This is a genomic window from Roseateles sp. (genome assembly GCF_031397715.1).
GTDB lineage: Bacteria > Pseudomonadota > Gammaproteobacteria > Burkholderiales > Burkholderiaceae_C > Paucibacter_A.
Genome location: NZ_JANNMI010000332.1, coordinates 1 through 15,130, shown reverse-complemented (window position 1 = coordinate 15,130; position 15,130 = coordinate 1). Strand labels below are relative to the sequence as shown.

Here is a 15,130-nt window from a genome sequence, read left to right as displayed (position 1 = left end):
CTGCGCGGCTGCGTTCGCGATGCCTGCGGATAATCCACCGCTTTGTGCCCCCTCATGCTGAGCCTCCAAACCGCGCTGACCTTCTTCACCTTGGCCTTGCTCTTGGGCTACACGCCGGGACCAGACAACCTCTTCGTGCTGATCCAATCGGCCACCCATGGGCGGCGTGCGGGCTTTTACGTGGTGCTGGGCCTGTGCACCGGCTTGATGCTGCACACGCTGGCGATTGCCTTTGGTTTGGCCGGCTTGTTCGCCGCCTCGGCCACCGCCTTCACGGTTTTGAAATTCGCCGGCGCGGCCTATCTGGTCTACCTGGCCTATCAGGTGCTGCGCGCGCCGGTCGGGCCGCTGGCCGAGCAGGCGCAGGCCCGCATGAGCCCCTTGAAGATGTACGGGCGCGGCGTGGTCATGAATTTGACCAATCCCAAGGTGGTGTTTTTCTTTCTGGCGCTGCTGCCGCAATTCGTCAATGCAAGCCAGGGCGCGGTGGCTTGGCAAATCGCGCAACTGGGGCTGATCTTCATAGGCGCCACGCTGATCTCCTTTGGCTCGATCACCTTCTTTGCCGGCGCCGTCAGCCGCGTCTTGAAGCGCTCGGTCAGCGCGCAGCGTGGCCTGAACTGGCTGGCCGGCACGGTCTTCATTGGCTTGGCCTTGCGGCTTGCCTTGGCCGAGCGCTAATTCACGCGGCCCCGGGGATTTGCATCAAGGCCTGCCCCATCTGAATCCTGCTGCCGTTCTCAATGCCCGGGCTCAAAATAAAGCCCTTGGGCGCGAACACAAGGATGGTGGAGCCATGCTGGAACCAGCCCATCTCCTCGCCCTTCTTGAACGAGGCCTGGCAAGCTAATTCGTTAGCGCCACGGTAGTCGACATGCAGCAGCAGATCGAGGAAATGCAGTCTGAGGCTGGCCACCAGGATGGCAGCCACCGGCACGATGGCGATAGTCTCGCCGCTCTTCAGCCTTGCCCTCAGCACGGCGCGCTCATTGCGGCAGAACAGCCGTTCGACCCGTTTTAGGGCGATAGCGTTGACGTTCCAGGTGTCGCCGGCGATGTGCGTCACATGTTCGACCGTGCAGTCCTGCGGCGCATGGAAGCGGTGGTACATCGCCGAGGTCAGGCGCAGCGTGACAAACATGCCGTCTTGGAAGGCGGAGGTGTCTTGGCTGGGCCCGAACAGGTCCTGCATCGAATACGGGAAGCCCTTGGCCTGAAAGAGCTGCCGTCCCTTGCCCTCGTCAACCACCCGCCCACAAGCGCCGACGATGGCGTCGCAAGGGCTGCTCAAGACGTTCTCGGCCATGTCCACGTGGCGTGCGCCCGCCACCAACTCGCGTGTGAAGCAGTCGTGCAGGCTGTCGAACTTTTGCTGCTTGGCGTCACTCAGGTCCAGGTCGGTGAACAAGCGCCAGACCGCGATCGAGGCACGCGCCAGCAGCGGGTTGCGGATCTGGCTGAACTTGCCCATCAGCCGGGTCAGGGCGATGCGCGGAATCCGGTTCGTCAGCAAAAAGTTCAGATCCTCCTGTTGGAGCATCTTTCTGAGGGAAATTGTCATATTCACGAGGCTGTCAAGCAGCGCTGATTAGATAGGGGGACTGGACTTCTGACTTGCTCATGGAACAAACCTCTTCTTTTGCACTTTCCGCGCTGGCCCTGGCTGCCTTGGCCTGGACGCTGCCGCGCGCCAAACGGCGGCTGGAGTTGTCGCGCGCCAAGCACCGCTCGCTGGCCGGTCATTCGCGCATGGCCAAACGGCTGGCCGGCTGGATACCGGGCTATGCCTATGACGAGGCGCGCTTCTTTAATTCCGACGGCGCGCTCGAACAGGTCGCCAACCGCCGCCGCATCGGCTTCAAGCGACTGGCCGAGACCTTTGCTCAACGCTACGCCAAGAGCATCGCGATGACGGCGCGCGCGCGCGAGGGGATTTCCGACCTGCAGTTCACCGGCAGCTACCGGGTGCCGTTTCAGTACAGCCCCTATTTGCGCGAACATTTGAAGACCGGCAGCTTTTTGCAGGCATCGTCCGGCGTCGAGGTGGTGGACCTGGACGGCAACCGCTTTTACGACCTGACCGGCAGCTACGGCGTCAATGTGTTCGGCTACGACTTCTACCGCGACTGCGTGGACGAGGGCATCGCCTTGACCCACCAGCTCGGGCCGGTGCTGGGCGCCTACCACCCCTGCGTGGCCGACAACGTCGACCGCTTGAAAAGCATCTCCGGCCTGGACGAGGTGTCCTTCCATATGTCGGGCACCGAGGCGGTGATGCAGGCCGTGCGGCTGGCGCGTTATCACACCAAGCGCAAACACCTGGTGCGCTTTTGCGGCGCCTATCACGGCTGGTGGGAGGACGTGCAGCCCGGCATCGGCAACCCACTGCCGCCGCGCGAAACCTACACCTTGCAGGAGATGGAGGAGCGCAGCCTGCAGGTGCTGCGCACGCGCAAGGATGTGGCTTGCGTGCTGATCAACCCGCTGCAGGCGCTGCATCCGAACAAGGGCGCTCCGGGGGACTCGCAACTCTTGGACAGCGGCCGGCGTGCGGGCTATGACCGCGCCGCCTACACGACTTGGCTGAAGGCCTTGCGCGAAGTCTGCAGCGAGCGCGGCATTGTGTTGATCTTCGATGAGGTGTTCCTGGGCTTCAGGCTGGCGCCGGGCGGCGCGCAGGAATACTTCGGCGTGCGCGCCGATATGGTCACTTACGGCAAGACCCTGGGCGGCGGCCTGCCGGTCGGCGTGGTCTGCGGTAAGCGCGCCTTGATGAAGCGCTTCCGCGAGGAGCGCCCGGTCGATATCTGCTTCGCCCGCGGCACCTTCAATGCGCATCCCTATGTGATGGGGGCGATGAAGGTGTTTTTGGACCGGCTGGATACGCCGGCAATTCAAGCCGTTTACGCGGGCCTGGACGAGCGTTGGCATGCGCGCGCCGAGCGCTTCAACGCGGCGCTGGCAAGCGCCGGCTTGCCGGTGCGGGTGGCTCATATGCAGTCGATCTGGACGGTGTTCTACACCGAGCCGTCGCGCTACAACTGGATGTTGCAGTTCTATTTGCGCGAGCAAGGGCTGGCGCTGAGTTGGGTCGGCACCGGCCGGCTGATCTTTAGCCTCAACTACAGCGATGCGGACTTCGATGAAGTCACGCAGCGCTTTGTCAAAGCGGCACAAACAATGCGGGCCGAGGGCTGGTGGGACGCCGACGCCGCGCTGACGAACAAAGTCATCAAACGCGGCTTGCTGAAGGAAATGCTGCAGCAAATCTGGCGCCGTTCTTGATCAACTGTGTTTCGCGTGCAGATCATGCGAAACATGATTCATCGGGTCGATCAGTTCGCCGCGCAGCAAGTACAGCGGCGCCTTGTGATACAGCATGATGTCGTGGAAGGGGTCGGTCAGGATCTTGGTCATCCAGGCCACGCCCGTCATCAGGTCTTGCTGAATCCACAGCTGCAAAACACGGAAGACCAGCCCCGCCACGCCCAGCGCCAACCAGGCGATGCCGACATCATGCAACCAGCCCTGCAGATCGGCGGCCGGCTGGATCAGGCCGAACAGCGAGGGCTGCAACCACAGCGCCGCAGGAATGGCCACCCAGATCGCCAACAACACAATCTTGCGCTGGATGTTGTAGCCGATTTTGATTTCTTCCTTGTGCTCATCGCTGGCTTGGTTGATGTGGTCATAGCCACGCGGCTCGAAGAAGAAGTGCCCCGCTTGGCGGCTGGTCATCGACACGCACCAGGCCAGCAGCGCGGCCATCGCCGGGTTGAAGAACAGCATCGCGTACGAGATCAGAAAGAAGATCGCGCTGAGCAGATGCAGGCTCTGGTTGATGCGGCTGTGGTGGTAGTAGCGGTGGTCGTCCCAGCGCTGTACTCGCAGCGTGTGGGCAAGAGTTTGAAGAAAAGGCTTGTCGTTCACGCGCACGTCCTCGTCAGTGGCAGGTGCTGCCGCCCGGGATGGGCCGGCATGCTGCGACGGGATGGTGACGGCGCTGCGTGAAAATTCCGTGACTATTGCGCCTCGCTATGGGATTGCCCGGTTTCTTTGTCCGTGTCATCGAAGTGTTATGTGCAGCGTGCACCATGGGCGCATGAAGAATGTCACGACAGCGAGTTCCAACGGCATCTTGGTCGACAACTACCCAGCAGCGCAGCGCTCTTTGCGCATCGCCTTCGTGACGGAGACCTATCCGCCCGAGGTCAACGGCGTGGCGATGACGATTGCTCGCATCGTCGACGGCCTGCATGCGCGTAACCACGACGTTCAACTGATCCGGCCACGCCAGGACGCCAGCGATGCGGCCGAGACCAGCGTGCGTTTTCACGAGGTCTTGATGCGCGGCCTGCCGATCCCGCGCTATCCGAATTTGCGCATGGGCCTGCCGTCCAAGCGCGCGCTGGTGCAGCTGTGGTCGCTGCACCGGCCCGACGTCGTGCACATCGCCACCGAGGGTGCCTTGGGCTGGTCGGCGCTGCAGGCGGCGGTGCATCTGAAGCTGCCGGTCTGTTCGGACTTCCGCACCAATTTCCACGCCTACAGCCGGCATTACGGCATTGGCTGGCTGTACAAACCCATCATGGCCTACCTGCGCAAGTTTCATAACCGCACGCAGGCGACGATGGTGCCGACCGAGGCGCTGCGGCGCGATCTGGAGGCCGGCGGCTTCAAGAATCTGAGCGTGGTGTCACGCGGCGTGGACGTGCAGCAGTTCTCGCCGCAGCGGCGCAGCCAGGCGCTGCGTGAGCAATGGGGCGTGAAGCCCGACGACTTGGTGGTGGTCTATGTCGGCCGCATCGCCCCGGAAAAAAATCTACCCGCCTTGATGGCCGCCTTCGAGGCGATCAGCCGGATTGATGCGCGCGCCAAGCTGGTGGTGGTCGGCAGCGGCCCGCAGCAGGCCGACTTGCAGCAGCAATTGCCGCAGGCGATTTTTGTCGGCCAGCGCAGCGCTGAGGACTTGGCCGCCCATTACGCCAGCGCCGATCTGTTCTTGTTCCCCAGCCTGACCGAGACCTTCGGCAACGTCACCACCGAAGCGATGGCCAGCGGCTTGGGAGTTGTCGCCTTCAATTACGCGGCGGCCGCCCAGCTGATCCGCAACGGTGTGAACGGCCGAGTGGTCGAGATCGATGACGCGGCCGGCTTTGTGCGAGCCGCGGTGGAGTTGGCCGCCGATGCCGCCGGCCGGCGGCGCATGGGTGCGGCGGCCAGCCAAACTGCCCAGGCCTTGGACTGGAGCAGCATCGTGGCCCGCTTCGAGGGCGTGCTCGACTCGGTCATCCACCGCGCCGATCAGCCCTATCGCTCGCCCATCGTGGCGTCTAGACAGCGCACGGTTTGACCGCGCCGAGCCGGCGGCGCTCTGCCCAAATCAGCAGGCTCATCGCAGCCGCGATACACAGGCCAAACCCCCACATCACCGTGACGATGGAAGCGTCGAGCGCCAACAGCCCGGCGTAGACCGCCAGCATGCCCAGCACGCTGGCGTTTTCGTTGAAACCCTGCACGGCGATCGAGCGGCCGGCGGTCAGCAGGCAGTAGCCGCGGTGCTGCAGCAGCGCGTTCAAGGGCACCACCATCAGCCCGCCGACGGCGCCCACCAACACCAAGAGCGGGATCGCCACCACCAGCGAGTCCGCGCTGGCAATGGCCGGTATGAACAGGCCCAGCAGTACGCCGAACACCAGCATGCGCTTGGCCGCATGCAGCGGCACCCAGCGCCCGGCGATGCCCGCACCGGCGATCACGCCGACCGCCACGGCCGCCTGCAAATAGGCCGCCTGCGACAGCGGCAACCGCAACACGTCGTCGGCCCAGCGCAGCACCGCGAACTGCAGCGTCGCGGCGACGCCCCAGAACAGCGTGGTCACCGCCAGCGAGAGTCCGCCGTCGGCATCGGCCCAGAGGCGCCGATTGGCTTGCCAGAAGTCCAGGCACAGGCGCCGCGGGTGCAGGCCGCTGGCGGGGTAGCGGGCGCCGCTGTCCGGCACGCCCAGATTCAGCAGGGCCGCCAGGCCGTAGACCAGCAAGAGCAGGGCGATCGACAGGCTGAGCTGACTGGGCGTCAGCCAGGCCAAGCCTTGCAGTCCTTGTTGTGCCGCGCTGAAGCCGCTTAGGCCCAGCAACCAGGGGCTGACCAGCAAGCCGCCCAGCACGACGCCGAACAGCGCCGCGCAAACCACGCTGACCTCCACCCAGCCGTTGGCCAGCACCAGGCGCTGCGGCCCGACCAGCTCGGTCACCAGGCCATATTTGGCCGGCGCATAGGCGGCCGCGCCGAAGCCCACCACGGCGAAGGCCGCGAACGGATGCAGGCCCAGCGCCAGCGCCAGCACGCCGAGCAGCTTGACCCCATTCATCCAGGCCATCAGCCGCGCTTTCGGGACAGCGTCCGCCAGCGGGCCGACAAAAGGCGCCAGCACGACATAAGAAATCGTGAAGCCGAACTTCAACATCGGTGCCCACCAACCGGGCAGGTTCAGCTCCTGCAGCCGCGCGATGATGACGATCAAAAGGGCGTTGTCGGCCAAGGCCGAGGCGAACTGTGCCGCGATCAGTAAATAGAAGCCGGAGGGCATCAGCGTTCGCCGGTGGAATCGAAGGCAGGAGCGTGACAGCGTCGCGTGAAACGGTGGTGACAAGCAGGGCTTGACCGTGCACAAAATACGCGCGCAACCCTCACGCGTCTAGACGTAGGTCCGGCAGGTCCGACAGGAAGGCGCGGACGCCGAACAGCTCAGTGCCGCGCCAGCCTTGCTCGGGGCTGAGCAGCTTGCCGCTCTGTGCTCGCTGCGCCAGCTCCGGGCAGCGATTGGCCAGCATGCGGGGGAAGGCGCGGCAACAGGACTTGGCGACGCCGGCCAAGTCCGCAAGTTGGCCGTAGTCAAGCACCTTGTCTTGGGGGACATGGCGCATCACGTGCACAACCCTGTCCTGCCACGCGTCGCTCATCGGCGGAATGTTCGAGCTGAGGTGGCTGATCGGATCACCGATGCGGACGGTTCCGCCGCGCAGCACCCGAGCCAGCACGCCGCGGCGCCCGTCCAAGGCCTTGACCACCCCAGGTTGGCGCCGGTCGAGCAGTGTGCAGGGTTCGCACTGGAAGGTGATCCAAAGTACGAGCGCCTGGCCGATTCGCAGAAGGCTGCCCGACGAAAGTTCCTGCGTGGGGAAGTCGACCAGCAGGTTTTCGCGCAGCACGGCGGCCGGCAAGTGCAAATCCCGATACGTGTCCGCGCTGGCGATCAACAGCTGCCGCGGCGACAGCGGATTGGCGTGCCGGTCACCCTGGAGCCCGGCACCGGTGATGGCCTGCGCCTCGGCAACGGGCCGTGGCTTGGCCGATTGACGGTCGCGAATATAGAGCTGCTGAACCGAGCCTATCGAACGCCAGGGCTGCGCCTGGTCAGTTGCTGCGGTTGAAAGTAGGTTTGATGGCATCAAGGAGGGGGTTGATCTGGGGGTGCTGTGGCGTGGCGGCGCTGGCTCGGCTAGGAAGCCGTGTTCAGGGCAAGGCTGAAAATAGCAGCATTTGACATTGAGGTGCTTGTGAATCCATCCATTGCCCACGCCGCACTCATCGCCACCTTCCGAAGGGCGCAGGCCGATGCGGCGCACAAGTTCGGGCTGATTCAAACGGTCGCGAAAAAGGGCCCCAAAGCCATACAGGCCGCCACCGATGCCGCAAACAAAGCAGCCAAGCGCCGGGACGCCTACGCGAAGAAGCTGAGTGACCTTGGGCTTAGCCTGCCGGACTGAGCGTGAATTCAAACAGCAGGCGCGGAGCAAAGCCAGGCAACGCGGATCGCTTGCGCTGGCAGGTCCAACGATAGTCGTCACAAGTTGCGAAATAGGGTCAGGGCGCCGCTGGCTCAAACGGCGAACTTGCTCGTGTTGGTCAGCTCGGTGCCCGGAGCAGCCTTTCGAATTGGTCTCACTCGCGCTCTTTGGCTCGGCCCGCCGCCGTGCTCATGGTGCCCGGGTCGGCTCTGGCGAGCCGACTGCCCTCGTTGCTCACTGCGCGGGTCAGCGGCGGCAAACTCACTTCGTTCGCTGCGCTCACTGTAGTCAAACAGTGCCGGCGCGTCAGTTGTTGAAGCGCGCTGCGCGCGCCTGACCCGCTTCGCTGCGCCCTCGGCCGCGCACAAATCGCTCGTCGGCGGGCCGAGCCAAATCGGAGCGGGCGTCTTGCACGTGGGTAGGAACCGTCGATCGCGATGCAAGCGCACTGCAGCACGGCGACGGCCAGGGCGGCAGTGCCTAACGCGGCAAAACCAGGCTCAACTGATGGAAGACTGCATGAGTAGCTGAAGCCAAGGCAAATGCTGCAGGGTAGAAGACTCGGCGTTGTGGCGGTTTTGAATTGTTGGGGTGAGCGGAGCGAACCCCAACCAACCTGGCTAGAAGTTCAAAATCAAGACCAGCGCCCGGCAATGTACGCGCACCAGGCAACTTGTGACCAGGGATGACCCGCAAACGGCGGCCGAGAAGGACGCTTTTCGGCGGCGCTGTCAACGCCCAGCAGACCACAGCCGCCACCGAAGACAGATTCAAGCGCACCAAGCGCCGAGCTCTGTCGCGGTCGCGTTGCGCTCACGCGGAAACCGGCCCGCAGATCACAGCCGCATCCGGCAGGCGATCTTCAAGCGGCTGCGCAGCCGACCGGGATCGTTCGTGCTGCCGCCGAAGCAACTAGATTGACCGACGCTCAGCGCAGGCGACGCCAGCCCAACAGCCCGAGTCCGGCCAGCATTAGCAAGTAGCTTGCGGGTTCGGGCACCGGAGCCGTTGGCAACTGGAGGCCCGCCAACGAAATTAGGAAGGGCGGTGGCGAGGCCAGGGAAAATGGGTCGACCACTTGCGCGAAAGCTCCCCCGGTGTATTGCACGGCCTCGCCGGATACCCGCGCTTCGCTTGAATAGCCGAAGATAAAAAACTCGCCCGGTTGAAGCACGCCGAAATTGATCGAGGCACTGAACGCATCAACCGTCAGACCCCCGGCCGAAAAGAAGGACTGGGGTTCGTATCCCGATTGAAAGCTCTCTGTGGGCAACCCGACTCCACGTCGGTCCACCGACGTCCCGGTCATGGTAAACAGGCCGCTGCCGTTAAATGCAGCATTGTCGAGGATCACAGATCTAGAAATGCTCCAAAACGAAGACGACGGGGGAAAAAGTAACGGGAAGGCGGGCACCCCATCGCGGTAACCGAAGATGCTGGCAACGATAGACGCTTCGATTGCACCGGCACCATACTGCGCCCGGCCATTTGCAATGGCACCGAGAAAGTGGAAAGTCAAATCCAGGGGGGTGTCTATTTGGTCGGTTCCAACAATGATGCCGTAATGGGTTCGGGCGGTGGCGGACACCGAGTTGTTGGTGAAATATTGGCTCACCGCCATTCCGGCTTGATTCTTGAAAAAGCCGCCCTTGTCTTGCAAGGCGGTGGCGAAGTTGACACCCTCTTGCGCCGTTGCGGTCAGCGTGAACGGCAGGCCGTTTGGCGAAGTGTCGTCGAGACTTTGAATGTCGGTCTGGGCACCGGCGTTCTTTGTCTCGGCGAATGCGGTCACTCGGAAATCGACGATGTTCAGACCTGCCTGCGCGGGGGAAAACAGCGCTGCCAGCAGCAGCGTAAGGGTGAACAGTGGAGTTTTCATGAGGGCTCCTTTTTGACGGACGAAACGAGCCATGCAGCTTAGCGCCGCGTGCCGCGTCGGACAAGCGGTTCTTCCATCCTCGCTCGCGGATCCCTGCGATTGCGCTGCGGTGACTGCGGCCACGACAAGATCGTCGCCTTCAGCTGCAAGCGGCGCGGTTTTTGCCCTTCATGCGGCGCCCGGCGCATGGCACAGACGGCGGCCCATCTGGTGGACCGCGTCATCCCGCGCGTGCCGGTGCGCCAGTGGGCGCTCGCACTGCCGATCCCGCTTCGCCTGCTGCTGGCTGTGCTAGGGCTGAGGGTCAATCCCGCACCTCTTGTGACCCCGCAGCTGCCGAAGACGATTCGATGCGCCGACCGCTGCGCATTGAATTTGCTGGAGCGACGTGTCACCGCACCTTGCGGGGGGATCACCGCGCTGCTGCACCATGTCAACGTCGATTTGCTTCGGGATGCGTTTTTGGCGCTCAAGCGCCGAGCTGCCTAAGTTCGCGACCGTGGCAGGGCGAGCTCGCAGCCTCGGCCAATCCTAGGCGGCAAGCTGCCTCACCTCATCCTCAACTTGCAGACCCACTTGCAAGTCCTTATTTTTTAACGATTTTTGCCCAATGTGAATTTGAAGAGTCGGCCCTAAGTGCTTGATTTTATTGAAAAATCTGCGATTCACCTTGACCTGGGCGGTTCCGGCAAGTAAAGTGGAGCTTAGTGTAGTTAGGTGGGTCGCCGTGGCGAATTTTGTGTTTCAGGGGGCTTCTGCCTTGGCGATGGATGCCAAGGGGCGTTTGGCCGTCCCTGCGCGCCACCGTGAGGTCCTGCAGGCGCTGTGCGCCGGCCAGCTGACCGTGACCAAGCACCCCGAGGGCTGCTTGATGGTGTTCCCCCGGCCGGCCTGGGAGAGCTTTCGCGACCGCATCGCCGCCTTGCCGATGTCGGCCGCCGGCTGGAAGCGGGTGTTTCTGGGCAGCGCCATGGATGTCGAAATCGACAGCGCCGCCCGGGTGCTGATTTCGCCCGAGCTGCGCGCTAGCGCCGGCCTGCAAAAAGACCTGATGTTGATGGGTATGGGCAGTCATTTCGAGCTCTGGGATGCGGCCGCCTATGCCGCGCATGAAGCCCAGGTGATGCAGTCCGAATTGCCGGATGCCTTGAAGGACTTCAGCTTCTGATGGATACCACCGCTTCCACCCCGTTTTCCCACACCACCGTGCTCTTGAACGAGGCGGTCGACAACGTCTTGACGGCGCCCGACGGTATCTATGTGGACGGCACTTTCGGCCGCGGCGGTCATTCGCGCCTCTTGCTGAGCAAGCTGGGGGCCCAGGGCCGGCTGATCGCGATCGACCGCGATCTGGAGGCGATTGCCGCCGCCACCGAGGGGGCTGACCGCATCAGCGACCCACGCTTCACGATCGTCCATTCCGCTTTTGCCGATATGCGCAGCCAGCTGCGTGGTTTGGGCATCGAGCAGGTGCAGGGCGTGCTTTTGGACTTGGGTGTGTCGAGCCCGCAGATTGACAACCCCGAGCGTGGGTTCAGCTTCCGCTTCAGCGGCCCGCTGGACATGCGCATGGACACCAGCCGCGGCGAAAGTGCCGCGGATTTTTTGGCCCGCGCCGATGAGCGCCAGATTGCGGAAGTGATACGCAACTATGGAGAAGAACGGTTTGCTGGCCAGGTTGCAAAGGCGCTTGTGGCTCGCCGCACAGACGGCAAGCCCGTGCGCACCACCGACGAGCTGTCCGAAGTCGTGGCTCGTGCGGTCAAGACTCGCGAGCCGGGTCAGAACCCCGCCACGCGTACCTTTCAAGCTCTTCGGATTCACGTCAATGGCGAACTTGAGGAACTTGAGCAAGGGTTGAACGCGGCGCTGGCGCTGTTGGCGCCGGGCGGGCGCATGGCCATCATCAGCTTTCACTCGCTCGAAGACCGCATCGTCAAGAACTTCATCGGCGGCCACAGCAAGCAGGTGGTCGATCGCCGCGCGCTGTTCGCTGAGCCCAAGCCCTTGGCCTTGGAGGCGATTGCCCGCATCAAGCCGAGTGAGGCCGAGGTGCAGGCCAATCCGCGCGCGCGCTCAGCCGTCTTGCGGATCGCCCAGCGCACCGAGGCGCCGCTGCCGCTAGAGCACCACAAGCGCCGGCGGGGTGCGTGAGCGTGGTGGGGCGACTCAATTTCATTTTGCTGCTCGCCGTGCTGGCGAGCGGCATGGTGCTGGTGCGCAGCGCCTATGAAGCGCGCCGCCTGTTCACCGCCGTTGACCGTGCGCAGGCCGAAGGGCGCCGGTTGGAGGCCGACAGCCAGCGCCTGCAGGCCGAGCGCCATGCGCAGGCGACCAATTTGCGCGTTGAGCAGGTCGCCCGCGAGCGCCTGAAGATGCGCGCGATCAGCCCGAATGTGATTCAAGCGGCCGAGGATCACCCGAAGCCAAGCCCGGGAGTCGCGCGATGAAATGGCTCAAGCGTGGCAGCAGCTCGGGCGCCGAGCCGACCAAGCGCTCGGCGCGCGCGCGCCGGGCAATGGTGGCCAACCAGGGCACGCGCAGCGTCAGCTATTCCAGCAGCCCCTTGTTGGCCTCCAAAACGCCGGTCTGGCGCTCGCGCTTTCTGGTCGCCTTGGTGGGCCTGTCTTTTGCTGGCCTGCTGGCGCGAGCGCTGTACGTGCAGGTAATTGGCACCGACTTCTACCAAAAGCAGGGCGAGGCGCGCTATGTGCATCAGCTCGAACTGCCGGCCAGCCGGGGCCGCATCAATGACCGCAGCGGCCAGGTGCTGGCCGCCAGCGTGGCCGTGCCCTCGGTCTGGGCCATTCCCAAGGAGGTCGACGCCGATCCGGTGAAGCGACGTGCGCTGGCCAAGATCCTCGGCTGGTCTAACGCCGAGTTGGAGCGCAAGCTGGACCCGGCCACGCGCTTTGTCTGGCTGAAGCGCCAGGCCGACGATGAGCTTGCCGCGCAGATCAAGGCCTTGGGTCTGAAGGGTGTGTTCCAGGACCGCGAGTACAAGCGCAAATACCCGGAAGGCGAAGCCGCCGCCCATGTGGTGGGCTTCACCAATATCGAGGACAAGGGCCAGGAAGGCATCGAGCTGGCGCGCCAAAAAGAGCTGCAGGGCCGTGACGGCAGCCGCTCGGTCGTGCGCGACCGGCTGGGCCGCGTGGTCGAGGACATCGGCGAGCGCGTGCCCGCCGCGAATGGCCGCGACATCGATTTGTCGATCGACTCCAAGGTGCAGTTCTTCGCCTACCAGCGCATCCGCGACGCCGTTGCCGAGCACAAGGCCAAGGCCGGCAGCGTGGTGGTGCTGGACGCGCAGACCGGCGAGATCCTGGCGCTGGCCAACTTCCCCAGCTACAAGCCGGATGAGCGCAAAAATCTCAGCGGCGCCCAGCTGCGCAACCGTGCGCTGACCGATATCTTCGAGCCCGGCTCGACCATGAAGCCGATGATCGTCGGCCTGGCCCTGGAGACCGGCCGGGTCACGCCCGACAGCGTCATCAGCACCGGGCGCGGCAGCGTCAGCATCGCCGGCTGGTCGCCCACCGACCACACGCCGCGCGACACGTTGACCGTCACGCAGATCATTCAAAAGTCCAGCAATGTCGGGGTGGCCAAGCTGGCCCTGTCCATGCCGCCGCGCGAAATGCACGAGCTGTTCACCGCCATCGGCCTGGGCCAGCGGCCGCAGATCGACTTTCCCGGCGCCATTTCAGGCAAGCTGCGGCCCTACAAGAGCTGGCGGCCGATTGAACAGGCCACCATGGCCTATGGCTACGGCCTGTCCGCGTCGCTGTTGCAGCTGGCGCGCGCCTACACCGTGTTCGCCCATGACGGCGAGGTGATCCCAATCACGATGACGCGCAGGCAGCCCGACGAAGTGGTCACCGGTATCCGGGTGTTTTCGCCCAAGACGGCCGAAACCATGCGCGGCATGCTGCAGATGGCGGCCGGCCCCGGCGGTACCGCGCCGCAGGCGATGGTCAGCGGCTATAGCGTCGGTGGCAAATCGGGCACCGCCCACAAGCAAGAAGGCAAGGGCTATGCGAGCAAGAAATACCGCTCCTGGTTTGTCGGCATGGCGCCGATCACCAAGCCCCGCATCATCGTCGCGGTGATGGTCGACGAGCCCAGCAACGGCGCCTATTTCGGCGGCGCGGTGGCCGGCCCGGTGTTCAGCCAGGTGGTCGCGCAAAGCCTGCGTCTGCTCAATGTGCCGACCGATCTGGAGGTCAAGCCGCAAATCATGGCCACTCAAAAAGTGCAGGCCGTGGAAGAAAGTTTCTGAACATGCTGACCCGTCTCAAATCCCCCGAAGCCTGCGCCCGTTGGTTGCAGGAGTGGACCACCGGCGTGCTGCGCACCGACAGCCGCGCGGTGCAGCCGGGGGATGCCTTTATCGCCTGGCCCGGCTATGCACGCGACGGCCGCGAGTTCGTCGCGCAGGCGCTGGCGGCCGGTGCGGCGACCTGTCTGGTCGAGGACGCTGGGGTGGAAAGTTATGGCTTTGTCGATGCCCGCGTCGCCTCGCTGTCCGAGCTGAAGTCCAAGACCGGCCTGATCGCCGCCGCCTACTACGGCCAGCCGTCGATGGCCTTGGCCGTGATCGCCACCACCGGCACCAATGGCAAGACCTCGACCGCCTGGTGGTGCGCGCAGGCGTTGAGCATATTGGGTCAGCGCTGCGGCGTGGTCGGCACGCTGGGGGTGGGCGAGCCACCGGTGCCTGGCGGCCGTGCAGCGGCAATCGAATACACCGGTCTGACAACACCTGACCCCGTGCTCTTGCAAGCGAACTTCCGCCGCATGCAAGACGAGGGCTTCACCGCCTGCGCAATCGAGGCGTCCTCGATTGGCTTGAAAGAGTTCCGCCTCAGCGGCAGCGAGATCCGCGTCGCCCTGTTCACCAATTTCACCCAAGACCATCTCGACTATCACGGCAGCATGGACGCCTACTGGGCGGCCAAGCGCGAGCTGTTCGAGATGCCGGGCCTGCGTGCCGCTGTCTTGAACATCGACGATGCCAAGGGTGCTGAGCTGGCGCTGGAACTTGGCGCCAAGCTGGACATCTGGACTTGCTCCTTGACCGGCCCTGCGCGGCTGCGGGCGACCGAGCTGCACTATTTGGCCGGTGGCCTGGCTTTCACGCTGCGCGAGGGCGAAGAGGCCTTGTTGATCGAGACCGGTCTGATCGGCGACTACAACGTCGCCAACCTGCTCGGCGTGATTGGTTGTTTGCGCGCCTTGGGCCACGGTCTGGCCGAGATCGCCGCCGTCGCTGGCCGGGTCACGCCGGTGCCGGGCCGCATGCAGCGGGTTGGCAATGGCCGGGAGCTGCCGCAGCTGTTGGTCGACTACGCCCACACGCCCGACGCGCTGGACAAGGCCTTGACGGCGCTGCGCCCGTTGGCCATTGCTCGCGGCGGCCAGCTGATTTGCTTGTTCGGCTGCGGCGGCAACCGCGAC

Annotated in this window: 14 protein-coding genes and 1 pseudogene; 10 read left to right on the top strand and 5 right to left on the bottom strand. The window is 64.3% G+C overall.

Translation table 11 applies throughout. The features are described 5' to 3' along the window. Positions 1-54 precede the first annotated feature (54 nt). On the top strand, positions 55-681 hold the full coding sequence (locus RMO57_RS14625) for a LysE family translocator (protein WP_310387817.1): 627 nt from the start codon (positions 55-57) through the stop codon (positions 679-681). 1 nt (position 682) lies between these two features. On the opposite strand, the gene asd is transcribed toward RMO57_RS14625, so the two are convergent. After that, entirely contained in the window at positions 683-1,540 is an 858-nt protein-coding gene (gene asd / locus RMO57_RS14620) for an archaetidylserine decarboxylase (protein WP_310387814.1), read from the bottom strand. An 80-nt stretch (positions 1,541-1,620) separates the two neighbouring features. Here asd and RMO57_RS14615 point away from each other — a divergent pair, with 80 nt between their 5' ends. After that, positions 1,621-3,285 carry an aminotransferase class III-fold pyridoxal phosphate-dependent enzyme gene (locus RMO57_RS14615; RefSeq protein WP_310387813.1) on the top strand — a complete coding sequence of 555 codons (1,665 nt, stop codon included), beginning with the start codon at positions 1,621-1,623 and terminating at the stop codon, positions 3,283-3,285. On the opposite strand, the gene RMO57_RS14610 is transcribed toward RMO57_RS14615, so the two are convergent. Beyond that, positions 3,286-3,930 carry a hypothetical protein gene (locus RMO57_RS14610; RefSeq protein ID WP_310387811.1) on the bottom strand — a complete coding sequence of 215 codons (645 nt, stop codon included), beginning with the start codon at positions 3,928-3,930 and terminating at the stop codon, positions 3,286-3,288. 172 nt (positions 3,931-4,102) lie between these two features. On the opposite strand from RMO57_RS14610, the gene RMO57_RS14605 reads away from it, so the two are divergent. Next, the gene (locus RMO57_RS14605) at positions 4,103-5,353 is read left to right on the top strand and encodes a glycosyltransferase family 1 protein (RefSeq protein ID WP_310387809.1); all 1,251 of its coding nucleotides are present in this window, start codon (positions 4,103-4,105) and stop codon (positions 5,351-5,353) included. Here RMO57_RS14605 and lplT read toward each other — a convergent pair. Together lplT and RMO57_RS14595 are read right to left on the bottom strand one after the other, a co-directional pair. Further along, on the bottom strand, positions 5,334-6,590 hold the full coding sequence (gene lplT, locus RMO57_RS14600; protein ID WP_310387807.1) for a lysophospholipid transporter LplT: 1,257 nt from the start codon (positions 6,588-6,590) through the stop codon (positions 5,334-5,336). The two genes, RMO57_RS14605 and lplT, sit on opposite strands and share 20 nt — an antisense overlap. 100 nt (positions 6,591-6,690) lie before the next feature. Continuing rightward, on the bottom strand, positions 6,691-7,452 hold the full coding sequence (locus RMO57_RS14595; protein ID WP_310387806.1) for an MOSC domain-containing protein: 762 nt from the start codon (positions 7,450-7,452) through the stop codon (positions 6,691-6,693). A gap of 60 nt (positions 7,453-7,512) precedes the next feature. On the opposite strand from RMO57_RS14595, the gene RMO57_RS14590 reads away from it, so the two are divergent. Beyond that, positions 7,513-7,770: a hypothetical protein gene (locus tag RMO57_RS14590; RefSeq protein WP_310387804.1), complete on the top strand. Its 258-nt coding sequence runs from the start codon at positions 7,513-7,515 to the stop codon at positions 7,768-7,770. Positions 7,771-8,719: 949 nt separating this feature from the next. Here RMO57_RS14590 and RMO57_RS14585 read toward each other — a convergent pair. Then, a complete protein-coding gene (locus RMO57_RS14585; RefSeq protein WP_310387803.1) occupies positions 8,720-9,670 on the bottom strand; it encodes a PEP-CTERM sorting domain-containing protein in 951 nt (316 codons plus the stop codon). A gap of 75 nt (positions 9,671-9,745) precedes the next feature. Here RMO57_RS14585 and RMO57_RS14580 point away from each other — a divergent pair. The 6 genes and pseudogenes from RMO57_RS14580 to RMO57_RS14555 form a co-directional block, all read left to right on the top strand. Then, positions 9,746-9,955 (top strand): annotated as a pseudogene (locus RMO57_RS14580) (transposase zinc-binding domain-containing protein); the annotation flags it as partial. A 442-nt stretch (positions 9,956-10,397) separates the two neighbouring features. After that, the gene (mraZ, locus tag RMO57_RS14575; RefSeq protein WP_310387802.1) at positions 10,398-10,838 is read left to right on the top strand and encodes a division/cell wall cluster transcriptional repressor MraZ; all 441 of its coding nucleotides are present in this window, start codon (positions 10,398-10,400) and stop codon (positions 10,836-10,838) included. Continuing rightward, a complete protein-coding gene (gene rsmH, locus RMO57_RS14570; RefSeq protein ID WP_310387800.1) occupies positions 10,838-11,824 on the top strand; it encodes a 16S rRNA (cytosine(1402)-N(4))-methyltransferase RsmH in 987 nt (328 codons plus the stop codon). Before mraZ ends, rsmH begins: the two co-directional genes overlap by 1 nt. Continuing rightward, positions 11,821-12,120, top strand: coding sequence for a cell division protein FtsL (gene ftsL, locus RMO57_RS14565; RefSeq protein ID WP_310387799.1), 300 nt, complete (start codon positions 11,821-11,823; stop codon positions 12,118-12,120). Before rsmH ends, ftsL begins: the two co-directional genes overlap by 4 nt. A gap of 68 nt (positions 12,121-12,188) precedes the next feature. Continuing rightward, entirely contained in the window at positions 12,189-13,952 is a 1,764-nt protein-coding gene (locus tag RMO57_RS14560) for a penicillin-binding protein 2 (protein ID WP_310387819.1), read from the top strand. Between the two features lie 2 nt (positions 13,953-13,954). Then, positions 13,955-15,130 (top strand): UDP-N-acetylmuramoyl-L-alanyl-D-glutamate--2,6-diaminopimelate ligase (locus RMO57_RS14555; RefSeq protein WP_310387797.1); only part of this gene is annotated, 1,176 nt, incomplete at its 3' end.